The organism is Segatella paludivivens DSM 17968 = JCM 13650 (assembly GCF_000373185.1).
Classification (GTDB): domain Bacteria; phylum Bacteroidota; class Bacteroidia; order Bacteroidales; family Bacteroidaceae; genus Prevotella; species Prevotella paludivivens.
This window is the reverse complement of sequence record NZ_KB890626.1, coordinates 63,322-89,529: the sequence shown is the minus strand read 5'-3', so window position 1 is coordinate 89,529 and position 26,208 is coordinate 63,322. Positions and strand designations below refer to the sequence as shown.

Genomic DNA, 26,208 nt, shown 5'->3' with positions numbered 1-26,208 from the left:
CAAATTGAATAGTGCAAAGGTACAAAAAAACTATTGAAAATAAGCCATAAATGTAATAAAACAAATAAATATGGTCGTTTATTCGCATAATTTTATAATAATTCTTTCTTATTTAAGAAAAAAGTTGTTATTTTGCACACCAATTGGAATTAAAGAATAATGAAAGTTTTTAATAAGGTCGTAGATTTGCAGAATGAGCTATTTTATGCTCGTAAACAAGGTAAGAGTTTTGGCTTAGTGCCAACAATGGGTGCATTGCACGAGGGGCACGCTTCATTAGTGGAGCGTAGCGTTAAAGACAACGATATAACAGTCGTATCTATTTTCTTAAATCCAACACAATTTAATGACAAAGGAGATTTGGATCGATATCCAAGAACTTTGGATGATGATTGCAAGTTAATAGAAAAATGTGGTGCAGATTATGTATTTGCTCCGTCTGTTAAGGAGATGTATCCGTTAGGGGATAAACGCCATTTTGAATTTCCTCCTGTTTCTACCGTTATGGAGGGTGCTCGTCGTCCAGGACATTTCAATGGTGTCTGTCAGGTTGTTAGTAGACTATTCTATATAACACGCCCTAATTGTGCATATTTTGGAGAAAAAGATTGGCAGCAGATTGCTGTAATAAAACAACTAGTGAAATATATTGGAAGTGATGTAAAAATTATAGAATGTCCAATAGTTCGAGAAAGTGACGGACTTGCAAAAAGCAGTCGTAACGCTCTCTTAGCTACTGACGAGAAAGCTATTGCTCCTACTATTTTCAAATCTCTTAGTGCTAGTGTTGAATATGCTATGAGTCATAGTGTTTCTGATACTCGTGATAGGGTCATGAAGGAAATAAACGCAGTAGAAGGATTAAATGTTGAATATTTCGAAATAGTTGATGGTAATACTCTCCAGAATGTGAATGATTGGAATGACAGCGACTATGTAGTCGGTTGTATAACTGTCAATTGCGGAAAGACTCCTATTCGTTTGATAGATCATATTAAATATAAAGAACACAAGATTTGACGATGTATATTGAAGTATTAAAAAGTAAATTACATTGCGCTAAGGTTACAGAAGCCAATCTTAATTATATGGGCAGCATTACAATAGATGAAGATCTGTTGGATGCAGCAAATATGATTGCTGGTGAAAAGGTGCAGATTGTAAATAATAACAATGGTGAACGTTTTGAAACCTATATTATAAAAGGCGAAAGAGGTTCAGGGTGCATCTGTCTTAATGGAGCTGCAGCAAGGAAAGCATTGGTAGGTGACGTTGTGATAATTATATCTTATGCGTTAATGGATTTTGAAGAGGCTAAAACATTTGAACCTAAAGTCATCTTCCCAAAAGAAGGAAACAAACTCTAAAATATTATAGCCGTATTGTGCATAATTGTAATATGAAGCTTGAACTAAAAATAAAATACTCAAAAAAGCTTTGTTTTGTGCAATAATTGAGCTAACTTTGTAGGAAATTTCAAGATAGCTAATATGAAACAAACGAAAATTGTAGCCTCGATAAGTGATCGCAGATGTGATCAAGATTTCATCAGAAAATTATTTTTTGCTGGTATGAATGTTGTTCGTATGAACACTGCTCATGCCACGGAGGAAGGTATACGTACTATTGTAAAAAATGTAAGGGCTGTATCTCCTCATATTGGTATTATGATTGATACCAAAGGACCAGAAGTAAGAACAACAGGCGTTGATGAACCGCTTGAATATAAAACAGGCGATGTAGTTAAAATTTTTGGTCGCCCTGAAATGGATAGTTCTCATGATATTGTAAACGTTTCATATTCAGACATCACTAAGGATGTTAAGGTTGGCGATGATATCTTGTTTGACGACGGAGAATTAGATATGCAGGTCATTGAGAACGTTGGTCCAATGCTTATTGCAAAGGTTCAGAATGACGGAACTCTTGGCTCACATAAAAGTGTTAATATTCCTGGGGAGCATATTGATCTTCCTGCATTGACAGATCGTGATCGACATAATATACTTCTAGCTATTGAGTTAGATATTGATTTTATTGCTCATTCTTTTGTTAGAAATGCTGCTGATGTTATGGAGGTTCAGAAAATTTTGGACGAGCATAATAGTGATATCAAGATTATTTCGAAAATAGAGAATCAGGAAGGTGTAGATAATATTGAAGAAATTATTGACGCTTCTTATGGTATTATGGTTGCTCGTGGCGACCTAGGTATAGAAGTGCCTATTGAGAAAATTCCTGGTATTCAGCGTTCTATAATCCGCAGTTGTATTCAAAAGAAGAGACCTGTTATTGTAGCTACGCAAATGTTGCATACTATGATAAACAACCCTCGTCCTACACGTGCTGAAGTAACTGATATTGCAAATGCAATTTATTATAGAACTGATGCTCTGATGCTCAGTGGTGAAACTGCTAGTGGAAAGTATCCTTTGGAAGCTGTTCAGACAATGGCTCGTATTGCAGAACAAGCTGAAAAAGATAAATTGCGTGATAATGATATAGAAGTTTCAACTGATGGAGATTGTGATCTAAGAGAATTTTTGGCACATGCAGCTATTGAATCAACAAAGAGAGCTGGTGTAGCTGGAATAATTACTGATAGTGAAACTGGAAGAACTGCTCGTAATCTTGCCGCATTCCGCGGCCCAGTTCCTGTATTGGCTATATGCTATAAGGAAAAAACTCAACGATGGCTCAATCTTAGTTATGGAGTAACCCCAATATATCAGAGAGAGCAGGTTAGTTCTCAATATATGTTTTTTGCTGCATTGAGAATGCTTCGTCAAAAAGGATATATTAAGGATGAAAATAAGATAGCATACCTTAGTGGAAGCTTTGGTGAAGGTGGTGGCACAACTTTCCTTGAAATCAACAAGGTTAAGGAAGTCTTTGATAGAAGTTATCAATTCCATCTACCAGGAAGTACGAAAGTTGATGTAGACGAATAATATTTTTATTATATAATGGAATATGGGATAGCAAATAGCTTTCCCATATTTTTTTTGTATTAGTCCAAGCATGGATAAAATGAAAAAAGGAAGAAGACAATGTTGTCTTCTTCCTTTTTGTTTTCCTTATATCTATCTAAAGTTGAAAGGTTTTGAATAATGATTATTCAATAACAACCAAAGGATCCTCTTCAAGAACACTTTGACCAACTTTTACGCAGATAGCAGTAATCTTACCATCTTTTTCAGCCTCAATGTTGTTAGCCATTTTCATAGCCTCGAGAACAACAACGGCGTCACCAGCTTTAACTTCTTGACCAACTTCAACATTGATTGCTGTAATTGTGCCAGGTAGTGGTGCTTTAACAGCATTGTTTGTATTTACATTGGCTGCAGGAGTTGCCTCATCATCATTAGAGTTGTCGACAGGTTTGCCTAATACAACCTTCTTCTTCTCAGGCTCAGCTTCTTTTTCCATCTGAACGTTGTAGTCTTCTCCGTTTACACTAATACTAGCAACATTGTTCTCATCTATTTCGCCAATGGTAACGTTATATTCTTTACCATCGATAGTATATTTAAACTCTTTCATATCTTTTTATGGTTTCTTTGTTAATGATAGGAATTTAGCGTTCCAAAGTGTATGCTTTGGCTTAATCGTAATGATGCCCGGTTCCTTATCGTGAGCATTGTTGCCTGCAAACTCATAGAGAGCCATGGCAATTGCTGCATATACATTTTTGTCCATTTTATATAATGTTTAAATGTTTTACATTGGCATACATCCGTGCTTCTTGGCAGGAAGACTGTCGCGTTTTGTAGCTAGTTGAGCCAAACCACGGCATATGCGGAAACGAGTATTGCGAGGTTCTATGATATCATCAATATATCCGAATTGCGCTGCCTGATATGGGTTAGCGAATTTATCGGTGTATTCTTCTTCTTTCTCGGCAAGGAATACCTTAACATCTTCTCCTGCTTCTTTTTTAGCTTTTGCTTCTTTTGCACAAAGTATTGCAACAGCACCGCTTCCTCCCATAACTGCAATCTCTGCAGATGGCCATGCGAAGTTCAAGTCTGAACGAAGTTGTTTACATCCCATCACGATATGAGAACCACCGTAACTCTTACGAAGAGTTATTGTAATCTTTGGAACAGTTGCTTCACCGTATGCATAAAGTAACTGTGCACCATGCTGAATTACAGCATTATACTCCTGACCTGTTCCTGGAAGGAATCCTGGTACGTCAACAAGGCTGACGATAGGAATATTGAATGCATCGCAGAATCTAACGAATCTAGCTGCCTTGCGGCTAGCGTTTACGTCAAGTACACCTGCGTAAGCTGCTGGTTGATTGGCAACAACACCAACACTCTGACCATTGAAACGTGCAAAACCAGTAATAATGTTCTTTGCAAATTTAGGTTGAACCTCAAAGAATTCTCCGTTATCAGTTACTGCTGCAATCACCTTATACATATCATAAGCCTGATTTGGATCTTCAGGAATGATTTCGTTAAGAAGATCTTCCTTGCGGTCGATAGGGTCGTTGCATTCAGTTCTTGGAGCTTCCTCTGTATTGTTAGAAGGAATATAAGATAGAAGAGTCTTTATCAGTTCCATGCACTCTTCTTCACTTTTAGCTGTGAAATGAGTAACACCGCTCTTGCTTGCGTGTACGCTGGCACCACCAAGATGTTCAGCATCAATATCTTCACCAGTTACAGTCTTTACAACCTTAGGACCTGTAAGGAACATATAAGATGTGCCTTCTGTCATAAAGATGAAGTCTGTCAATGCAGGTGAATATACAGCACCACCGGCACAAGGGCCCATTATTGCACTAATCTGTGGTATAACACCACTTGCTAGAATGTTGCGTTCGAAAATTTCACCATAGCCAGCGAGAGAAGAAATACCCTCCTGAATACGTGCACCACCAGAGTCGTTCATGCAAATGAATGGAGCGCCCATCTTCATGGCCATATCCATAACTTTACATATTTTCTGAGCCATTGTTTCAGAAAGAGAACCTCCGTTTACAGTGAAGTCTTGAGCATATAGATATACGAGTCTGCCACAGATAGTTGCAGAACCAGCAACAACTCCATCACCGAGGTATTGCTTTTTTTCCATACCAAAATTGTGGCAACGATGTAGTTTGAACATATCATATTCCTCAAAGCTATCTTTATCCACCAACATTTCAATACGTTCGCGAGCTGTGTATTTGCCACGTGCATGCTGCTTGTCGATAGCCTTTTCACCACCACCAAGATAAGCCTGTTCGCGCTTTGCAATCAGCTCCTTGATTTTTTCTACTTGCTTACTCATAATTTATTTATTAATTTTGTTGTCTGTTTATTTCTGAATTAATGTATAATTCCACTTTTCAGCATGCAAAGATACTAATAAATATCGAAAACATAAAACTACTTATTGTAAATTATGTTATTAGTAAGTGAAAACAACAAGTATGTTTACTGATATTCGCCTTTTTGTATCTAATAACTTTTGATTCGTAGTCTTAAATATAAAATGGGTTGACAGCTTAACTGTCAACCCATTTTAGTTGTGTTATATTTGCTTCTTAATTTACAAATCTCTTAACGCAGCAAGTAAATCCTGATTTTCCGATTTTGTACCAATTGTTATGCGAAGACAATTTCCGCAAAGACTTATTCTTGTGCGGTTTCTTACGATTATACCTTTGTCAACAAGGTAGTCGTATGTTTTCTGGGCATCTTTCATTTTTGCCAAAAAGAAGTTGGCATCTGTGTTATAAACCTTTTCGCATATAGGTAAGTCTTTGAATGCTTGAATCATACGTAAACGTTCTTGCAATATTATTTTTACCCACTTGTCTACTTCATACGGATCCTTTAATGCTTCTAGAGCTTGCTTTTGCGTAAGGCTGTTAACATTATAAGGATATTTTACCTTGTTAAATATTGAGATAATATCTTTACTTGCAAAAGCCATTCCAAGACGTATGGCTGCGCATCCCCATGCTTTACTGAAAGTATTCAGTACAATCATATTAGGATGTCTGTCAAGTTCATCTCTCAAAGGCTTTTGCGAAGAGAAGTCAGAATAAGCCTCATCAACTATAACTAATCCATCGAAAGAATCAATCAGTTTTATAATCTCATCGCGGTTTATATTGTTACCTGTTGGGTTATTTGGTGAACATATCCATATAAATTTGGTATTTTCATCAGTAGCCTTTAATAGCTTTTCTGCTGTTATTTGATAGTTTTCATCAAGTAATACAGGTCTATATTCCACATCATTGATGTCAGCACACACCTTATACATACCATAAGTCGGTTCTATCGCTACGACATTGTCAATTCCTGGACGGCAAAAACAGCGATAGGGTAGATCTATTGCTTCATCACTACCATTGCCAAGAAAAATCTGCTCAGGGCTAACGCGTTTCACAACAGATAGCTTAGCTTTTACATCTTCTTGCAGAGGGTCTGGATAGCGATTGAGTGGCTTATTGTATGGATTTTCATTTGCATCAAGAAACACGTGCGCAGCATGACCGCTATACTCGTTTCTTGCACTACTATATGGAGCTAATGACCAAATATTTGGTCTTGTCAATTCTTCTAATGATTTCATTCTGCCTTATTTTTTAATGCTTGTAGACGAACTGTCATTGCATTTTTGTGAGCTATTAGTTGTTCGTTTTCAGCCATTATCTCTACAGCGGGTCCTATATTCTTTACACCTTCTTTCGTGAGGTGTTGGAATGTAACCTTACGGTTATAGCTGTCTAGATTTACGCCATTATATGCTAGTGCATAGCCATGCGTAGGTAGAGTATGATTTGTTCCGCTAGCATAGTCACCAGCACTTTCACATGCATATTGACCTAAGAATACACTACCGGCATTAATTACCATTTCTGATAATTCTTCATAATCATTTGTAGATATAATAAGATGTTCTGGAGCATAAGTATTACTTAACTCCATAGCTTCTTTTTTGTCTTTTACCAAAATAAATTTACTATTGTCTAAAGCTTTAGATGCTATTTCTTTACGTGGTAATTGCTTAAGTTGAACTTTAACCTCATCGTTGACTTTATTTAGGAAGCTTTCTGATGTTGTAATGAGAATAACTTGTGAGTCTGTACCATGTTCAGCTTGCGACAGTAGGTCGGCTGCTACAAAAACAGCATTACTTGTTTCGTCTGCAATAACGCAAACTTCCGAAGGACCTGCTGGCATATCTATTGCCACGTCATGTAGTGAAACCTGTTGCTTTGCAGCCATTACATATTGGTTACCTGGACCGAATATCTTGTAAACCTTTGGCACTGATTCTGTTCCGTAAGCCATAGCTCCGATAGCCTGAACGCCACCAGCTTTATAAATTTTGTTTACTCCAGCAATTTTTGCGGCAACCAATATTGCAGGATTAACTTTTCCTTCACGGTTGGGTGGGGTACATAGTATTATGTCGTCACACCCTGCAATCTTTGCAGGAGTAGCAAGCATTAATACTGTGCTGAATAGTGGTGCCGTTCCTCCAGGAATGTATAATCCCACTTTCTGTATTGGAACAGATTTCTGCCAGCATGTAACACCAGGTTGTGTTTCGATTTTAGAACCATCAAATTTCTGAGATACGTGAAATTTAGCAATGTTATGATGTGCTAGAACCAATGCATGATGAAGTTCGTCACTAATAAGTCTTTCAGCTTCGTCCATTTCTTCTTTTGAAACGACCAAAGATTGTAGATTAACATGATCGAACTTTGATTCAAACTCTATAACAGCAGCATCGCCTTCGCTCTTGATTTTTTCAAGTACGCTTTGCACGGTAACATTAAGTTGTGATACATCCAAATGCGGACGCTCCACAATAATACTCCATTCACTCCTCTTCGGATATTTGATAATGTTCATTTTCTTATAATATCATTTTTTCTATTGGAGTAACCAAAATTCCTTGTGCACCAAGTTCTTTTAGCTTTCCTATTATTTCCCAAAAACATTTTTCATCAAGCACAGTGTGTATTGAGCACCAGTTTTCATCAGCTAGCGGTATGATGGTAGGACTCTTGATGCCTGGTAATACAGCTGTGATTTCCTTAATCTTATCTTTAGGAGCATTCATCATGACATATTTCTTGTCTTGAGCAGAACGCACAGCTTCAAATCTGAACAGCATCTCGTTAAGAACTTTATGTTTCTCTTCATTCATGTTCCAATTACCAACAAGCAAAGCCTCGCTCTTCATCACTAGTTCTACCTCATGAAGGTTGTTGCTTACTAAAGTACTCCCAGAACTGACAATATCAAAGATACCATCTGCCAAGCCTATACCAGGACTAATTTCAACGCTGCCAGTTATTACATGAACCTCAGCATTTATGTTATGCTGTTTCATAAACTTGCGAAGAATACCTGGATAAGAAGTAGCAATTTTCTTTCCATTAAACCATTCCAGACCGGTATAGTTTATTTCTTTTGGAATTGCAAGTGACAGTCTGCATTTGCTAAATCCTAGTCTACTAATAATTTGAGCATTCTCATCACGCTCAACAAATTCATTCTCACCAACGATACCGATGTCAGCAACACCGCTAGCTACACTTTGTGGTATATCGTCATCCCTTAGATAAAGAATCTCCAATGGGAAGTTTGACGATTGCACCAATAACGTGCGCTTGCTGGCACTAACTTTGATGTCTGCCTCGGCAAGTAAGTTCATTGTGTCATCAAATAGACGACCCTTTGATTGTACAGCTATACGTAACATATAATTCTAATTTTCTTAAAAATGCAATGCAAAAATACTCTTTTTTAAGGATATCTGCAAATAATGTTGTAATTTTGTGACCCAAAGGCATATATGCCTCATAATTATAAAGAATTCACATTCGTATTATGCGATATTTATACATCCTTATATATATAATGTTCATGGGAGCTTGTGTTACTTCATGTAGTGATAAGAAGAAAGTCGAAATCACACCATGGGGAGAAGAAATCGGTAACGATTCTATTCAAGAAAATAAGAGTTTTACATTGAACGATATTGTCTCTAATGGTGAACTTATCATGCTTACAATGTCTGGACCAGAGACTTATTATGACTATCATGGTCATGGTATGGGGTTGCAATATATGCTGGCTGAGAAATTTGCTCAAAAGTTAGGAGTGTCTTTGCGTGTTGAAGTGTGTAAGGATACATTAGAAATGGTTAACCGATTGAAGGCGGGAGATGCTGATATTATAGCATTTCCACTTCCTAGAGGATATAAAGATATTGAATATTGTGGTATGAAGGCTGATTCTTTGCATGCTCAGTGGGCAGTGAAAGAAGGTAACAACGAATTGGCTGACTCGTTAAACAATTGGTTTAGACCAGGAATGATAGCCGCAATAAAGAAGGAAGAAAACTTTTTGCTCTCTACGAATAGTGTTGTCCGCCATGTATATTCTCCAATGCTGAGTAGGTCTGGTGGTGTAATATCTCGTTACGATAACCACTTTAAGACTTATGCACCTTTGGCTATGTTTGATTGGCGTTTGTTTGCAGCACAATGTTATCAAGAATCAACTTTTGATTCAGGTGCTCATTCTTGGGCGGGTGCATGTGGATTGATGCAGATTATGCCTGGAACTGCAGATCATATAGGACTTCCTCGTTCAGACATGTATGATCCTGAAAAAAATATAGCTGCTGCTGCAAAATATATTCGTGAACTCCATTCGCATTTTAGAGATATACCAAATCCTTTGGAGCGAAGTTATTTTGTTCTGGCTAGTTATAATGGTGGTTTTTTTCATGTTCGTGATGCAATGGCACTTGCACGTAAATTTGGTAAGAATCCATATCGTTGGGCAGATGTACAAGAATTTGTATTAAGATTGCGTGTTCCAGCATATTATAATGATCCAGTTGTAAAGCATGGCTATATGCGTGGTGACGAAACTGTGGATTATGTGGCTCGTATTTGTAATCGATGGGCACAGTATCGTGGTTTTGCACATTCTTTTGGTGGTGGATTCAGCGGTGGCTTTAGTGGCGGTTTTGAAAATATGACACCGTCAAGAGCAAAGCATAAAAACAGGTTTAAAATATAGGGATAAAAAAAGCGATGACCTTCTCAGGCAACCGCTCCAAATCTTCAATAGGTATTAGTTTCTTTTAAGGTAAAAAGATTGTTTTCAGGATAACGTTTGCAAAGATATAAGCAATTTTTTAAATTACCAAATAATTTGCAAACTTTTTTTAAAAATATCATTTGTGTGGGCACACACATCAAAAATAGTTCATTTTTTCTTATAATGCATGTCTTTTGTTTCTATTTGATAATTATCTTTTTCTTGTTTATAATATAAATACCCCTTTGAAGTGATGAATATGAATCCCCAACATACCGTCCATCAATAGTATAAATACGTGTTGTTTTATTGTTATCATCCGTATATATATTATTGATGTTTGTTGTGAAGTCGTTTATGTAATCGAATGTTATGACTCCATCTTTTTCCGTAATGTTTTTGATAGCTTTGTTCACCTTATAATATTTAGTATTAAATGTCGCTTTTTCACTACTTGTATCTTGCGTGTACCAATAAAAGTTTGGTAATCCAAGTGTATCATTTAGTACTGTTATATTGCTTGTTCCTGGAAATAAGTCACCTTTATGTTGATCTTCATAGGCAATTTCACTTGTTTTTAGATATGAAGACATTGAATTTCCGTCAGCAGGAACTATTCCCATACCAGGTTCTCCTAGTGTGTTGTTTAGATGTGTATTTATATATATGTAATTTTGATCATTGACATGATATATTTGCAGACCATGATACATGGCTCCAGAATTCCAACCTGTCTGTTGTATGTTTTCGATTAGGAAATATTCATTTGCATTTTTACTATTTGGTATTTTGTATGCTGGACCGCCTTCCTCTGTAGTCTTGTCCATAGTTATAGTTTTGTTGTCGTTAAGATTAATGATGTTTACATTCCAACCTATTTGCTTCTTTTCCCATGCAGTGTAGGGGGTAGGGGTATAGCTATTATTAGCATATTCACCACCGTCCATCAGATCCCATAATTCCATTTCCTGATTATCCGCTATCGCATTACTTGCAGTTGGGTATATATCTGGTAGTCCTAGAGCATGGGAAAATTCGTGGCAAGCTACTCCTATGCCGTTTATCTGTGCTATTTTCTGTGTTGCATTTACGTATGCTGGATATAACTCTGAAGACAGGCTGAACCAGCCAACATTTTTTCCACCGAAAGTTCCGCTGGTATTTCCTGTGCATGCCCATACGCAATTACCATTTCCACCATTGTTTTGTCCAAGATATGCAGATATAATACAGACGCAGTCAATATATCCGTCACCATCGGAGTCGTATTGGGATGCGTCTTTTATCGAATCGCTTAACTGTGCCAATGCATCTTTTACTAATTTGTCAATGTCTTCATCGCTATTAGAAGTAGTGTTGCTTCCTCCATAAACCTTCATTGAATCAGGTAGATTTATTGGACCGTGAACGTCAAATATAGGCGAAAAAGAATTCGAACTCATTTTTTCAAAATACTGTTTAATGCTTCCGTAATTCTGTTTATTGCCATTACCATAATCAGTAAACCCGTTTTCGCTATTAAAAAATTCGTTAAATGCTTTCTTTGGATAGTTTACGCTAAATGCTTTATCCTTAAAGTTTGCCAGTATAACTAGTATTTTAGGACTTCCATTATGGGGGGTATATGCTGGATTTGAATTTCCAATAGCTCTAGTATGAACATCGTAATACGAGTTTTTACGTGGCATAATTGAGTTAGCTTCAATGCTTCCATATACAGGCATTGGTATCATTTTTCCGTTACTTCCCATTATGGAGTCATTATCATGAGCCATTGTACTACATGCAATCATGGCTAATAAAGCAACGATAAAAAGCTTTTTCATATATTCTTTTCTATTTAAAAAAATATTGTCCCTTGCCACTTGTCCTTTTACCATATTCTATAGCATGTTTTGGGCAGTGATGATAGCAGGCAAAGCATGTCAGACACATATCGTTGTGTTTCCATTGTGGAATTTTTCCAAATCCACCATTTATATCATTTACGGGACATACGTTTGAACAAATGCCACATTTCACACATTTATCAGTGTCAACATGAAATGGCTTGTCTGTAATTAGCCATTTAACGAATATTTCGCCTAAAATCTTACTGTTTATCCATGGCCAGTGACTATGGTGCAATATGTTTATTCTACGTTCTCGATCATATATTTTTTCAGCAAAATCTTGTAGCATAATTGTTGCTTCTCTTTTCTTTTCAATCTCTTTTTCTTTAGGATCAACATCCATAAAAGGCAACCCAACATAGCTTTCGGGCATTTTTAGTGAGAAAGTGGAGTGGGTGCATAGTTCCTTTTCAGCAAGATCTTTGTTAAGGTATTCCATTGTCATTCCTATATCGTCTCCTGTAGTACACAATGCATAGCAATAATGCGATTGAAGATTATTGGATTGTATGGTCATCTTCTTTATAAATTCTCTTACTATTTTTGGTGGTCTCCAACCATGAACAGGAAAAACAAATCCAATCCTTTCATCTTCATGAATTGTATATTTGCATTCTCCGTTTATTTCAGTTGGTATAGAAAAACACATGTCACCAGTTATATTGGCAATTTTTCTCATTGCCCATAATGTGTTACCAGTACCTGAAAAATAGAATATCATATATTATAATTTTATATGTTGCTGAAATGTAGAACTTTGCAAAGATTATACCGTATGTGGCATCTATGAAAACCTTGCTTATGCAAAGATACTATATTTTTTCTATTGTTGCTTGATTTGATTAACAAAATTGACATAATAAGTTTAATATATTGATGTTTTAACGTCGTTAATTTTGATTATAATGTATCCTACAAACAATCAGCCAAATTCTATTAAATATATATATACCTTAATAAAAGTAGATTAATTATTTTCATATTCTTTCAAATTGTATTACCTTTGCAGAAAGAAAGTAGTGCTCCGGCTCTGCCGCTGGCATTTTATGCGAGAGGAAAGTCCGGGCAGCATAGAGCACTTCACTTCCGAAAATAGAAGCTATTGGTGACAGTAGGTGTTGACAGAAGAAAATAACCGCCTTTTTTGAAACTTGCAAGTCTCGACTTGTAATGTCGTTAAGGTAAGGGTGAGAAGGTGGTGTAAGAGACCACCAGATGGCGGGTGATCGTCATGCTGTGTCATCTGGAGGCTGCAAGTTCATGTATACCGCAGGCAAAGAGCTGCTCGCTCGATTAACTTTGGTTTACTGCGGAGGGTAGAACGCTTGAGCCATGAGGTGACTCATGGACTAGATAAATGACAGAGCTTCATATTTTTGTATGAATACGGAACCCGGCTTATCAGAGCACTACTTTCCTTTTATATAAATACCGAAAAATTAAAAATCTAAACAATATGGCATTTACTCTAAATGAAATGAATCGTGAAGTTGACGATTTACAGCAGATGGTATTTCGAAGAATAGAGATATGGGGCAATAATGTTGATTTTCCCCAAATGAATGACTATGGAATAAGCAAGGAGTCTCTTACGGACTATCTTTTTGACAAGCAAGCTATTATTGATACTATAGGTAGTGAGAGATTTCAATACACACTTTTAGGATTCTTTGTTGTTATTCCTATATTTATAGTTGCATGTTTCCCTGATTCAAAATTGCCATGGGGGATTAATACTGCATGGATAGCTGGTGCTGGTGGGGTAGTGCTATTTGGAATTTATCGGTTGATTATGAAAACGATAATCAATATTCGACTAAAGAAGATATATGATTCAAAGCATGAAAGCTACATCAACAAGGTGCTTTCATACAGATTATAATACATTTATTTTAATTTTACAGTATGGAACTACCTGATTTTTTATCTTACAAAGATAAGTTCTCAACCTCAGGATTTATCGAGAAAATTTCGAGAATAGCTAAAAGAGCTGGTGTAAAACTGGTATATTCAGCCTTTATTTTATATTATACTCTTCAGAGTGATAAAGTTAGTACTAAAGACAAGGCTATTATTATTGGTGCGCTTGGTTACCTTATCAGTCCTCTTGATCTTGTTCCTGATGCTATACCAATAGCTGGATTGAGCGATGATATGGCTGTCATATTTTATGTGATACATAAAGTGTGGGGGAATGTAAGCGAAGATGTTAAGTTGAAAGCTAAAGAAAAACTGTCAAAATGGTTTGATAATGATGAAATAGAGGCAATAAATCATTTATTTGACGAGGATCCAACTGATACTCCTGTGTAATATAAAATAAACATTATAAAAAAGAAAAAGGTTGAGAAATAAATCTCAACCTTTCTTTTGAGGTACCTAGCAGAGTCGAACTGCTCTGCACGGTTTTGCAGACCGTTACCTAACCGATCGGCCAAGGTACCATGCTTTTGTTTAGCGAGTGCAAAGGTAAGACAAAAAAATTATACCACCAAATTTTTCTTTTACTTTTTTTGCTTATTTCTGCATTTATCATAGAATGCGCAACCAGCGCATTTATAATCTTTGCATTTTATATTGTCATTAACCGATTTATAACTTCGCAGCACAGCATACAGTATTGCAGCGAAAATAACTATTCCTATTATAATGTATTGTAATATCATATGTTTTATTTCTTTGATATGTATAACACTGCAAATGATAGACAAGTATAATCAAATTTGATTGAATATCTCGTTGTATGCAGCTATCTTTTACAAAGATAAAAATAAAATTCCCAATAAAGAAACTATTATTAAAAAAGTTATAGATTTCTTTACCTGTAAGATTACATATTTTTAGCTACATTGCTCTACGCTTATTATCTGAAATGTTACTATTTAAAAGGCTATAGCGAAATAATATATATATTTCTAGCTACATCTTTCTACGTTATAATAGATGGTTTTAAGCAAAATAATAGGTGATTTTGTAACAAACAAGATGCACGAACATAAAAATGTAGTATTTCCTATATATAATGTACGCATGCACGCGCACTACAGGTTTTTCGTCTTTTTTAGTGTCTAAGTGTCGACGCACTGACTATCAGTTAATTAGAAACGGTTTCCGATGATGACTAGTTACGTGCAAGTGTTGGTAAAACTTGTGTTTCTACGATGAAATGCAAATGATGATTTGTTTTATAGCTGATTTTATTATAGGTGACATTTATTCGACACTGTAAAAGTATAAAAAAGCATTATAACTTACTGATAATCATGATAGAGTCACTTAGACGCTTGTATTTTCGAAAAACCTATGTAGGGAATTAATTATTATAGTTATATAGATATGTAATTATTCATAATGTCCTAGTAAATAAATAATAAGTTTTGTTTGTTTAAATGCCAATATTTTAAGACATATAATTTGTATTATCAATTCGGGAATGCGTTTCTACGATACAAAGTTTGCGCTTCATCGATCAAACGTTTGCGTTTCTACGATACAAATTTTACGTTTCATCGATCAAACGTTTGCGTTTTATCGTTATAAAGTTATTTTAATATTAAAGGTACTTTATATTTAAGCATAATAATGCTAATTTTGTTGTAGCTAGAACGCATATTTTGTCGCAGCTAAAATTATATTTATTTCTCCGTGGGCCCTTAAGATAGAGACTTTGCATATTCAAACGTAGCTACTAGCTAAAAACTGATGAATCAGTATTGGACACCAGTGTTTATTCTGTCTGGTAATTCCTTATAAAAATAAATATAATCAGGATTATGATAAATAGATATTATTATTATGTTTATCTTAATCTATTTCAAGCTCTTCTTGTTTTAAAAATACCTGCTATGGATGCATTCTGAGGGTAATGTTTGGTTGTACCCTCACTTGTGCAATGCTGAACTTATTACATTGCTATACTTTATAAGTCGCATATTATGTTGGGTAGCTTTTAAAGATAAATATAATATATCCTATTTACATGATAAACAAAATTATCTCAATATGCTTAAAAATAAATTAGTAAAATGATTGGATTCAAATGCTTATCATGAGATTTATAAATGCTCAAAGCCGATTAAAATAAGAATATTGTTAATGACCTAAGCATTATAAATTGGCTACATCTATTAACAAAAAAAATTGATTGTCTCACGACAACCAATCTTTTCTTAACCTTAATAATCTAATACCATGAAAAACACGATGCAAAGGTAATAATTGTTTTGTTACCTGCAAATATTCGCATGATATTTATAATGATTTCGGTGTATATTTAACACTTTTAGTGTTCCATTTTAATGTTGTTAACGATTTTGCCGCATTTTTATCATCATTTTCTTCAATAAATACCTTTGGTTGTAATTGTATTACTAAAATATCAGATGATGAAATTTGTTGTTGCAAGACGATGTTTTTATTATTATTTTGAATAGGCAGATCAACGTCTATTTTTATAGGTTCCCATTTGGAATTAAAGAAACATATACTACTCTCTTTTTCATTACCGGCTGTATATGTGCGAACCATGCAAATCAGACTATCGTTGTCATCAACTGGCAATTTTTTAATTGTTAGTTTCATCGCAGAACTCAGTGTGGCTGATATAAAATCGTTGGTTATAGTATCAACAGTTGATGTCTCACCTAGCATATTTTTAACGTCACTTTTTACTTTCATCTCTAGATAATCCAAAGATTCTATGCGACTGTTCTTATCCATATATCCGATAACAGAGTCAGGCATGTTTATCCACAGACTGCGCATGCTTTGTGCATTGATATTATCAAAGATAGATAACATCAAAAGTAAACATATTGTAGTTTTTCTTATCATAATAGTTGCAATATTACCTATTTTTTTCCAAATGTGCAAATGGGTGAAGGATGTTTTTAATATTTAACTAGATTTTATGGGTTTTATCTTTAATGTATCAAATATTATTGTTATTTTTGCATAAGGATATAATAAATTAAATCAAAATAAAGAATATGGCATTATCAAAACAAGACATCAGTCAAATTGAAGCTCACGGAATTAGCGAAGAACAGGTTTATTTTCAGCTTAAACAGATAGAAAAAGGTTTCCCTTTTCTTAAATTGGAATCTGCTGCGTCAATAGATAAAGGAATTATAGCTCCAAAAGAAGATGAACAGGATAAATATGTAAATATATGGAATGATTATAAAAACGAAGGCCATAAAATAGTTAAATTCGTTCCTGCCAGTGGTGCTGCAAGCCGTATGTTTAAGAATATGTTTGCTTTTCTTAGTGCAACATATAATGTTCCTACAACAGATTTTGAAAAGGAATTTTTTGATAATATTAAGAAGTTTGCATTTAAAAAAGAACTTTGTGATAAATGCAAGGCTAATGATGATCATTGTATTACTAAGTTAATGGAAGAAGGCAAATATAAGAATATTGTTGCCAATATGCTTAATGAGAATGGACTTAACTATGGTAGTTTACCAAAAGGACTACTACTCTTCCATAATTACGAAGACGGTCCTAGAACTCCAATGGAAGAACATCTTGTTGAAGCTGCTTTATATGCAAGCAGTAAGGGTAAGGCAAATGTACATTTCACAGTAAGTCATAGTCACTTAGAATTGTTTAAGGCTAAAGTTGCTGAAAATATAAACAAGTATTCTGAGAAATTCGGAGTTGAATATAATATTACTTTCTCTGAACAAAAGCCAAGTACAGATACTATTGCTGCAAATCCTGATAATACACCTTTCAGAAATGAGGATGGTAGTTTGTTGTTCAGACCAGGTGGCCACGGCGCATTAATCGAAAATCTTAATGAGATAGATGCCGATATAGTTTTTGTTAAGAATATCGACAATGTTGTTCCTGATAGATTAAAGGATGAAACGGTGAAATATAAGCAGATATTGGCTGGAATATTAGTTGATTTGCAAAATAAGACATTTGAATATCTCAGACTACTTGATTCTGGAAAGTACAATCATACTAAACTTGAAGAAATTATAAGATTTGTACAACGTGATCTATGCTGCAGAAAGCAGGATATAAAGGATTTGGAAGATGCTGATTTGGTTATTTATTTAAGAAAGAAATTAAATAGACCAATGCGTGCTTGCGGCGTTGTAAAAAATGTAGGTGAACCAGGTGGCGGTCCATTCCTGACATATAATCAAGATGGTACTGTAAGTCTACAGATATTGGAAAGTTGCCAGATTGATACAAATAATGCAGAATACATGGATATGTTCAAGAATGGTACACATTTCAATCCTGTTGACTTAGTATGTGCAATTAAAGATTATAAGGGAAATGATTTCAATCTTCCTGAATATGTTGACAGAAATACTGGTTTCATAAGCAGCAAGAGTAAGAATGGAAAAGATCTTAAAGCTTTGGAATTGCCAGGATTATGGAATGGAGCAATGAGTGATTGGAATACCGTTTTTGTAGAAGTTCCTTTGGAAACATTTAATCCTGTAAAGACCGTTAACGACTTGCTCAGAGATCAACACCAATAAATTATATATAATAAATTGGTGGCTCGGTTTAGTTGTTACGCAAAATATGAAATCGAATAATGGCAGAAAAATTTGAATTTACACAATCAGAGCTGGATGAGACACGAGACATCATGTCTCATCTGAGGGAAACAATAGGCGACACTTTGAAATCTGATGACGAAGATAAAATTATAAAGCATCTAAAAAAAGCAATATATGATAACCAGATACAAAGAGACGTATTTGGCTTAAATCCTATATTGCATGCTTTAAGAACAGCACAGATTGCTGTTGATGAAATCGGACTAAAAAGAGACGGAGTGCTTGCTACCCTACTTTATACACTTGTCGTAAACAATTACTCTACAATAGAGGAAATGCAAGATAAGTTTGGAGAGAGTGTAGCTCATGTAATACGCGGATTGGTAAGAATACAAGATTTGTATAAACGAAATCCAATTATCGAAAGTGATAATTTCAGAAATTTACTTATTTCGTTTTCTGAAGATATGCGCGTAATACTTATCATGATTGCCGACAGGGTGAATCTGATGAGACAAATTCGTGACACCAATGCTGTTGATGAAAAGCATCAGGTGAGTGAGGAAGCCAGTTATCTGTATGCCCCACTCGCCCATAAACTTGGATTGTACAAGTTAAAGAGTGAGCTTGAAGACTTGAGTCTGAAATATCTTGAGCACGATGCTTATTATATGATTAAGGAATCGCTTAACGCAACAAAAGCAGCTCGTGACGCATACATTAAGAGATTTGTTGGACCTATAAACGAAAAACTTACATCTAGCGGATTGAAATATCATCTTAAAAGTCGTACTAAAAGTATTCATTCCATCTGGCAAAAGATGAAAAAGCAAAAGTGTGGTTTTGATGGTATATATGATTTGTTCGCAATAAGAATTATAGTTGATACTCCTATTGAAAAGGAAAAAATGCAATGCTGGCAGGTCTATTCAATAATCACAGATATGTATCAGCCTAATCCTAAGCGACTACGTGACTGGTTAAGTGTACCTAAAAGCAATGGTTATGAAAGTTTGCATATAACAGTTCTTGGACCAGAAAACAAATGGGTAGAAATCCAGATCAGAACTGAGCGTATGGATGAAATAGCCGAACATGGACTTGCTGCTCACTGGCGTTATAAAGGCGTAAAAAGTGAAGGCGGAATTGACGATTGGTTGGCAAACATAAGAGCTGCATTGGAAAACAATGATGACCTGCAACTGATGGATCAGTTTAGGATGGATTTGTATGAGGATGAAGTCTATGTGTTTACTCCTAAAGGTGATTTGCTTAAATTCCCTAAAGGTGCGACTATTCTTGATTTTGCTTATTACATACATTCAAACATAGGTAATACCTGTGTGGGTGGAAAAATAAATAGTAAGGTTGTTAGTTTCAGACAGGTTTTGCATTCTGGAGATACAGTTGAAATACTTACACAGAGCAACCAAAAGCCAAAAAGGGATTGGTTGAATATTGTGAAAAGTTCTAAGGCTAAGGCGAAAATACGCCTTGCATTGAAGGAAACACAAGCTAAAGATGGCTTATATGCCAAGGAACTGATAGAGAGAAGATTTAAGAATAAGAAAATAGAAATCGAAGAAAGTATAATGTCTCATGTGATTAAAAAGATGGGATATAAGGAAAATTCTGATTTCTATAAGGATATTGCTGACGAGAAACTTGACCCGAATGTTGTAATAGACAAATATATAAAGACTCGTGATCATGATCAAAATGTAAATACTGCCAAATCTACGGAAAGTGCAGAAAACTTCGCTTTTGAAAATCCAAACGAAGAACTTGCATATAAAAATGATGACGTACTTGTAATTGATAGAGACCTGAAAGGTATTGATTATAAGTTAGCGCAATGCTGTCATCCTATTTATGGTGATGATATATTTGGATTTGTTACAGTTACTGGTGGAATAACTATTCACAGAAAATCATGTCCGAATGCACCTGAACTTAGAAAAAGGTTTGGATATAGAATAGTAAATGCTAAATGGAGCGGAAAAGGTTCTAATCAATACATTATAACATTACGCGTAATCGGTAATGATGATATAGGTATAGTAAGCAACATAACTAACATTATTTCTAAAGAAGATAAACTTACGATGAGATCTATAAATATAGACTCTCACGATGGTTTGTTTAGCGGAAATCTTGTCTTGATGATTGAAGATACTGGTAAACTTAATTCGCTTATCAAAAAGCTAAAGACCGTAAAAGGTGTCAAACAAATTATAAGAATATAAGTATTATGAAAAAAGTTGTCGTTGGTTTGTTCTTGCTTCTTTTTGCTTGCCAATTAAATGCTGTAAGTTATACGAAGGCTGATAGCATAAAAGTAACAAAATTGCTAGCTGAAGGATTACGCCAAAATAAGAACACCAACATGATGATTTATTTTGCACGTAGACTAAAAGGAGTGCCTTATGTAGCAAAGACTTTGGAAGTAAATCCTACAGAACAGTTGATTATAAACTTGCGTCAGTTGGATTGTACTACCTATGTGGAAAATGTATTGGCATTGACACAATGTGTAAAGAAATCATCGACTAGTTTTAAAGACTTTTGTCGAAATCTTCAAAAAATAAGATATGAGAGGGGCAATGTGGAATATACCTCTCGCCTACATTATTTTTCTAATTGGATCGCTAATAATACAAGAAATGGTTTCGTCATGGAAATTCAAAAGAATAGTTCGCCTTTTACTGCTATTCAGATAGTGAATACAAACTATATGACAAATCATGTTGGAAGTTATCCTATGCTGATGGAACATCCTGAATGGAGAGGAAGCATAAGTGCTATGGAAAAAGAACTTTCTGGTAAAAAATATAGATATATTCCTAAGAACATGATTTCTAGCACAAATTTGTGTAGAAGTACAATTAAGGATGGTGATATCATCGCCATATTAACATCAAAGGCTGGACTTGATACAAGTCATATAGGCATTGCGGTATGGCATAATGATGGACTGCATCTGCTAAATGCGAGTCAGATTAGAAAAAATGTAGTTGAAGAATCAATGACGCTGCATGATTATATGAAAAAGCATCCATTGCAAATAGGAATAAGAGTTATAAGAGTAAGGTAAGTGTTAGCTTTTCTTGTGACCAAAGTTGAATCCTATATAAAAATTCAGACTTCCAAATACGGTGTTTGTGTAGAAATTTGATTTATGGTAGTTATATGCATGTAGGATGGCACTTGATCCAATATACCATTTAGTATTATTCCAAACGATTCCAAAACGTGATACTCCATCAATATTGAAATTATCAAAATTGAAATCATGGAAAGTAAAATTCCTATGGTCAGAATCTCCACTTGAATGTTTATATGCCAAAGCCAATGAGAGTGATGCATTAAAAAGACAGTTTCTTGCAAAAACCCAATTATATCCATATCCAACTTGCAATGCCAAATCATCGTAATTCACTTCTCCTTTAACAAGTGAGCTATCGAAAACAGTTTCTGTCAATTCTTTACCAAGATATTTATTCATTGTTTCTGCTAAAGCCCCCCAATCAACACTAAGTTTTTGACTCGTAAATCCAATACCGAAAAGTAGTGAACCAGCACTGATACGCTGACATGTGCTTTGGCTATATGCTGCTGGATATGAGAACTTATGATGATTCGTTATATAATAAAGATTAAATCCTCTTATACTTGATTTCAGACCACTAAAAGGTGCACCATCAATATTTCTTGTATTATCTTTTTTATCGAGGGTCAAATTACTAATGTGATAGTCGTTTCCTGATGTTCTATAAAATACATCTAATCCTATTTGATTACTATAAAGGCTTACGTCAAATTCGTGTTTGTTGTTTGAGCCGCCTATATGTGATACGTCTAGAGTATAACCAAGGAAAATCCAACGCCATCCAAAATATGGTCCAAACTTTACACTCAAATCAGGCTTAAACGTCACCGTCATATTTCTACCAGTTTGTAACCTATATATCTCATAGGTGTTGGTGTTTTGGAGCATGAAGGCATAGTTATAATGTTGCGGTTCAATATAATTAGTGTCAATACGAGAAAAATCTTTTGCTATATCATAAAGGCGATCAAGAAAACTATTCTTTAAATGCTTTCCACATCTTTTTTCAGGCAGTTGTGTACTGTCTGAAAAAATAGAGTCAGGAATGTTATGCCCGTTGTTGTCGGCATAAATTTGCTGGACTTGCAGAATGAAGAAAGCAAATATAAATATATATTTTCTCAAAGCCAAAATATGGTTTAAAGTTTTCCTAATATTCTATCCATAACCCAATTAACAGGAGTAGCACTCACACTTGTACATGTGCACGCCCCAAAACCTTGAAGATCTTCTATGACAGATTTGATAATAGGTAATTGAACATAGGGAGGATTTGGAACAACGATATTCATGTTTCCTTCACTTGTTACTAATCTTATTGGATCATAGTTGAATACTGAAAAAGATACAGACCCTTTGTCTCCTATTATTTCAATACAGTCTTCTTTGGCACTTTGATGCCCTACGAAACACCATGATCCACTACCTGGCAGACCGCTCTCAAACAAGAAGCATGCACTGATCGTATCTTCAGCTTTGTATAAATGCGCACGATTAGCACAATAACCATGCGCACGGATAATTACTCCGAATAACTCTTGGAGAATATCCAATTGATGAGGAGCTAAGTCATAAAAGTATCCACCTCCTGCAATATCAGGCTGTAAACGCCAAGGAAGTGACTCATGACTATTATAGTCTAAATAGCGTGGTGGAACAGAAAACCTAACCTGTACATTCGTTACTTCACCTATTATGCCATTGTTGACAATATCTCTTACGCGTTGAAAATATGGTAAATAGCGACGATAATATGCTACGAAACATGGCACTCCTGTCTGCTCACTGATTCTGTTTATACGTGCACAGTCCTCATAACTCGCAGCAAGTGGCTTTTCTACATATACAGGTTTGCCTGCTTTCATGGCCATAATAGCAAATGTAGCATGACTTGAAGGAGGTGTAGCAATATAGATTGCATTGATGTTCGGGTCATCCACCAGCTCCTGTGCATCAGTATACCATTTTGGTATATTATGTCTTTCTGCATAAGAACGAGCTTTTGACTCACTGCGACTCATAACAGCTTCGACATGTGAACCTTCAACTTCATTGAAAGCTGGTCCCGATTTTTTCTCGGTAACCTCACCACAACCAATAAATCCCCAACTTATTAACTTCATATATAATGCTATTTAAGATGCAAAGATAATATTTTTTATTATCTTTGCAAACAAAAAAGAACCCCAATATGGAAATAAAGAAAGCAGAATTCGTAATATCAGCACCATTAGTGAGCAAATGTCCTAAAGATGATAAGCCTGAATACGCATTTATCGGAAGATCGAATGTCGGAAAATCAAGCCTCATAAACATGCTTTGCAATAACAAAAAGCTTGCTAAGACGTCATCTACTCCAGGTAAGACATTGTTGATAAACCATTTTATTATCAATAATGAATGGTATATTGTTGACCTGCCAGGTTATGGATTTGCAAAACATTCAAAATCGATAACGCAGAGATTGGAGAAAATGATTTCGTCATATATATTGCAACGTGAACAATTGGTAACTGTTTTTGTACTTATTGATATAAGGCACGAACAGCAAAAAATTGATCGTGAGTTTATTGATTGGCTTGGTGAAAGTAATGTGCCTTTTACTATAATATTTACAAAGGCAGATAAGTTGGGGCCAGGAAAGGCAAGACAGAACGCACAGGATTGGATGAACAAGTTGACAGACAGATGGGAAACTCTTCCGCCATATTTCATAACATCTTCTGAAAAGAAAAATGGAAGAGATGAAGTACTTGATTACATTGACGGAATAAATAAAAATCTATAAATGGCACAAATACCATATCTTGACGTACAGAACTTGACTAAGAGTTTTGGTTCGCAAGTGTTGTTTGATAATATATCATTTTCTGTAAGCGAGGGTCAGAAGGTTGGACTTGTTGCAAAAAACGGAACTGGCAAGTCTACCCTATTGTCAATATTGACGGATAAAGAAGGTAAGGATAATGGAAGTATAATCTACAGGAATGATCTTAAGATTGGTTATCTGGAGCAGAGTCCTAAATTCAATAATGATGAGAGTGTAATTGAAGCTTGTTTTAATCATGAAAATTCTGAAGAAAAGATAATTAAATACAAGCAGATTCTTACGCAATTAAAGATTAAGAATTTTGAGCAACCGATGGGACAGCTTAGTGGAGGACAACAAAAACGTGTTGCCTTAGCTAACGTGCTCATCACAGAACCGAATTTCATTATAATGGACGAACCAACTAACCATTTGGATCTTGAAATGATTGAATGGTTGGAGGGATATTTGAACAGAGGCAATAAAACTTTGTTAATGGTTACCCATGACCGATTTTTCCTTGACAGAGTATGTAATACGATATTGGAATTAGATAATCAGCAGATTTACGTATATCGCGGAAATTATAGCTATTATCTTGAAAAAAGACAAGAGAGAATAGATAATACAAGGAGCGAAATAGCCAGAGCCAATAATCTTTATAAAAGTGAGTTGGAATGGATGAGAAGGATGCCACAGGCTCGTGGGCATAAAGCGAAATATCGTGAGGATGCTTTCGATGATTTGCAGGCTAAGGCTAAACAGCGTATTGAAGAGCGTCAAATAAGATTGAAAGCTGGCAATGTCTACATAGGCTCAAAGATTTTTGAATGTCAATATGTAAGTAAGGCATGGAATGAGAATGAAGTAATTCTAAAGGACTTCTATTATAATTTCGCACGATTTGAAAAAATGGGAATTGTCGGTAATAATGGTACAGGCAAATCTACATTTATTAAGATGCTTCTTGGTGAAGTCAAACCTGATAGTGGAAAATTTGATATTGGTGAGACTGTGAGATTTGGATATTTCTCGCAACAAGGAATGGTATTTGATGATCAGCAAAAAGTAATTGACGTCATCACAGATATAGCTGAAGATATAGATCTAGGTAAAGGCCGTCACATGACTGCGAGCCAATTCTTGCAATATTTCATGTTTACACCCGAACAGCAACATAATTATGTGTATAAGCTTAGTGGTGGTGAAAGACGAAAACTGTATTTGTGTGAGGTGCTTATGACAAATCCAAACTTCTTGGTGTTGGATGAGCCAACAAATGATCTTGATATTCAGACTTTGCAAATATTTGAAGAATATCTTCAAGACTTTCCTGGATGTGTTATCGTTGTAAGTCATGATAGATACTTTATGGACAAGGCTGTCGATCATTTACTAGTTTTTAAAGGCAATGGCGTGGTTAAGGATTTTCCAGGAAATTATACTCAATATAGAGAATGGGAAAGTCTGAAAGCTAAAGAAGATGATAAGTCTGAAAGCAAAAATAAAGAGCAAAAATCAGATTATCACAATGTTACTAAGCGTAAAATGAGTTTCAAGGAAAATATGGAATTCAAATGTCTTGGCGAAGAGATTGAACAGTTGGAGAATGAACAAAAACAATTGGAAGAAGAACTTTGTTCAGGTACTCTTAGCGTGGACGAACTAACAGAAAAGAGTAAGCGTTTACCAATCATAAAAGATGATCTTGATGAAAAAGGAATGCGCTGGCTTGAATTGTCAGAACTCAGCTAAAAAATACAAATAAAATAGAATAATATAA

Annotated in this window: 22 protein-coding genes, 1 tRNA gene and 1 other RNA gene; 12 read left to right on the top strand and 12 right to left on the bottom strand. The window is 35.2% G+C overall.

The annotated features are described in order from the left end of the window. Positions 1–159 precede the first annotated feature (159 nt). The 3 genes from panC to pyk all read left to right on the top strand — a co-directional run bounded on the left by panC (position 160) and on the right by pyk (position 2,951). Positions 160–1,020: a pantoate--beta-alanine ligase gene (gene panC / locus B045_RS0100395; RefSeq protein WP_018462282.1), complete on the top strand. Its 861-nt coding sequence runs from the start codon at positions 160–162 to the stop codon at positions 1,018–1,020. 2 nt (positions 1,021–1,022) lie between these two features. Further along, positions 1,023–1,367, top strand: a complete 345-nt coding sequence (panD, locus tag B045_RS0100390; protein ID WP_018462281.1) for an aspartate 1-decarboxylase — start codon at positions 1,023–1,025, stop codon at positions 1,365–1,367. 123 nt (positions 1,368–1,490) lie between these two features. Beyond that, entirely contained in the window at positions 1,491–2,951 is a 1,461-nt protein-coding gene (pyk, locus tag B045_RS0100385; protein WP_018462280.1) for a pyruvate kinase, read from the top strand. 163 nt (positions 2,952–3,114) lie between these two features. Here the strand turns inward: pyk and B045_RS0100380 are convergent, their stop codons facing one another. From B045_RS0100380 to hisG, 6 genes are all read right to left on the bottom strand, one after another. Then, the gene (locus B045_RS0100380) at positions 3,115–3,543 is read right to left on the bottom strand and encodes a biotin/lipoyl-containing protein (RefSeq protein ID WP_018462279.1); all 429 of its coding nucleotides are present in this window, start codon (positions 3,541–3,543) and stop codon (positions 3,115–3,117) included. A gap of 6 nt (positions 3,544–3,549) precedes the next feature. Beyond that, a complete protein-coding gene (locus tag B045_RS15390) occupies positions 3,550–3,699 on the bottom strand; it encodes a hypothetical protein (RefSeq protein ID WP_018462278.1) in 150 nt (49 codons plus the stop codon). Between the two features lie 21 nt (positions 3,700–3,720). Next, positions 3,721–5,286 (bottom strand): acyl-CoA carboxylase subunit beta, encoded by a 1,566-nt coding sequence (locus B045_RS0100370; protein WP_018462277.1) that lies wholly within the window; start codon positions 5,284–5,286, stop codon positions 3,721–3,723. Positions 5,287–5,547: 261 nt separating this feature from the next. After that, positions 5,548–6,582 carry a histidinol-phosphate transaminase gene (hisC, locus tag B045_RS0100365; protein ID WP_018462276.1) on the bottom strand — a complete coding sequence of 345 codons (1,035 nt, stop codon included), beginning with the start codon at positions 6,580–6,582 and terminating at the stop codon, positions 5,548–5,550. Then, complete coding sequence (gene hisD / locus B045_RS0100360) at positions 6,579–7,874, bottom strand: histidinol dehydrogenase (protein WP_018462275.1); 1,296 nt, start codon at positions 7,872–7,874, stop codon at positions 6,579–6,581. The genes hisC and hisD overlap by 4 nt, the downstream gene beginning before the upstream one ends. Before the next feature lie 4 nt (positions 7,875–7,878). After that, the gene (hisG, locus tag B045_RS0100355; protein WP_018462274.1) at positions 7,879–8,730 is read right to left on the bottom strand and encodes an ATP phosphoribosyltransferase; all 852 of its coding nucleotides are present in this window, start codon (positions 8,728–8,730) and stop codon (positions 7,879–7,881) included. A 158-nt stretch (positions 8,731–8,888) separates the two neighbouring features. On the opposite strand from hisG, the gene B045_RS0100350 reads away from it, so the two are divergent. Then, positions 8,889–10,061, top strand: a complete 1,173-nt coding sequence (locus B045_RS0100350) for an MltF family protein (RefSeq protein ID WP_018462273.1) — start codon at positions 8,889–8,891, stop codon at positions 10,059–10,061. A 221-nt stretch (positions 10,062–10,282) separates the two neighbouring features. Here B045_RS0100350 and B045_RS0100345 read toward each other — a convergent pair whose 3' ends face one another. Further along, positions 10,283–11,908: a M6 family metalloprotease domain-containing protein gene (locus tag B045_RS0100345; protein ID WP_025882913.1), complete on the bottom strand. Its 1,626-nt coding sequence runs from the start codon at positions 11,906–11,908 to the stop codon at positions 10,283–10,285. A 10-nt stretch (positions 11,909–11,918) separates the two neighbouring features. Beyond that, positions 11,919–12,695: an EFR1 family ferrodoxin gene (locus B045_RS0100340; protein WP_018462271.1), complete on the bottom strand. Its 777-nt coding sequence runs from the start codon at positions 12,693–12,695 to the stop codon at positions 11,919–11,921. Between the two features lie 295 nt (positions 12,696–12,990). Between B045_RS0100340 and rnpB the strand changes: the two genes are divergently transcribed. The 3 genes from rnpB to B045_RS0100330 all read left to right on the top strand — a co-directional run bounded on the left by rnpB (position 12,991) and on the right by B045_RS0100330 (position 14,287). Then, an RNA gene (rnpB, locus tag B045_RS14790) (RNase P RNA component class A) lies at positions 12,991–13,391 on the top strand. A 39-nt stretch (positions 13,392–13,430) separates the two neighbouring features. After that, complete coding sequence (locus tag B045_RS0100335) at positions 13,431–13,856, top strand: hypothetical protein (RefSeq protein ID WP_018462270.1); 426 nt, start codon at positions 13,431–13,433, stop codon at positions 13,854–13,856. Between the two features lie 23 nt (positions 13,857–13,879). Continuing rightward, positions 13,880–14,287, top strand: coding sequence for a YkvA family protein (locus tag B045_RS0100330; protein ID WP_018462269.1), 408 nt, complete (start codon positions 13,880–13,882; stop codon positions 14,285–14,287). Between the two features lie 60 nt (positions 14,288–14,347). Here the strand turns inward: B045_RS0100330 and B045_RS15220 are convergent. Together B045_RS15220 and B045_RS14050 are read right to left on the bottom strand one after the other, a co-directional pair. Further along, positions 14,348–14,418, bottom strand: a tRNA-Cys gene (locus B045_RS15220). Positions 14,419–16,225: 1,807 nt separating this feature from the next. Next, positions 16,226–16,807, bottom strand: a complete 582-nt coding sequence (locus B045_RS14050) for a DUF3256 family protein (RefSeq protein WP_018462267.1) — start codon at positions 16,805–16,807, stop codon at positions 16,226–16,228. 155 nt (positions 16,808–16,962) lie between these two features. Here B045_RS14050 and B045_RS0100315 point away from each other — a divergent pair, with 155 nt between their 5' ends. The 3 genes from B045_RS0100315 to B045_RS0100305 are packed head-to-tail and all read left to right on the top strand — an operon-like array spanning position 16,963 to position 21,601. Further along, entirely contained in the window at positions 16,963–18,483 is a 1,521-nt protein-coding gene (locus B045_RS0100315; protein WP_018462266.1) for a DUF4301 family protein, read from the top strand. Between the two features lie 59 nt (positions 18,484–18,542). Continuing rightward, a complete protein-coding gene (locus B045_RS0100310; protein WP_018462265.1) occupies positions 18,543–20,753 on the top strand; it encodes a RelA/SpoT family protein in 2,211 nt (736 codons plus the stop codon). 5 nt (positions 20,754–20,758) lie between these two features. Next, the gene (locus tag B045_RS0100305) at positions 20,759–21,601 is read left to right on the top strand and encodes an N-acetylmuramoyl-L-alanine amidase-like domain-containing protein (protein ID WP_018462264.1); all 843 of its coding nucleotides are present in this window, start codon (positions 20,759–20,761) and stop codon (positions 21,599–21,601) included. Between the two features lie 3 nt (positions 21,602–21,604). On the opposite strand, the gene B045_RS0100300 is transcribed toward B045_RS0100305, so the two are convergent. Both B045_RS0100300 and B045_RS0100295 read right to left on the bottom strand, forming a co-directional pair. Beyond that, complete coding sequence (locus tag B045_RS0100300; RefSeq protein WP_240470527.1) at positions 21,605–22,741, bottom strand: DUF4421 domain-containing protein; 1,137 nt, start codon at positions 22,739–22,741, stop codon at positions 21,605–21,607. 14 nt (positions 22,742–22,755) lie between these two features. After that, positions 22,756–23,739 carry a Gfo/Idh/MocA family protein gene (locus tag B045_RS0100295; protein ID WP_018462262.1) on the bottom strand — a complete coding sequence of 328 codons (984 nt, stop codon included), beginning with the start codon at positions 23,737–23,739 and terminating at the stop codon, positions 22,756–22,758. Positions 23,740–23,807: 68 nt separating this feature from the next. Between B045_RS0100295 and yihA the strand changes: the two genes are divergently transcribed. Then, positions 23,808–24,404 (top strand): ribosome biogenesis GTP-binding protein YihA/YsxC, encoded by a 597-nt coding sequence (gene yihA / locus B045_RS0100290; RefSeq protein ID WP_018462261.1) that lies wholly within the window; start codon positions 23,808–23,810, stop codon positions 24,402–24,404. Further along, positions 24,405–26,180 (top strand): ribosomal protection-like ABC-F family protein, encoded by a 1,776-nt coding sequence (gene abc-f / locus B045_RS0100285; RefSeq protein WP_018462260.1) that lies wholly within the window; start codon positions 24,405–24,407, stop codon positions 26,178–26,180. It abuts the gene before it with no gap. Positions 26,181–26,208: the final 28 nt, after the last annotated feature.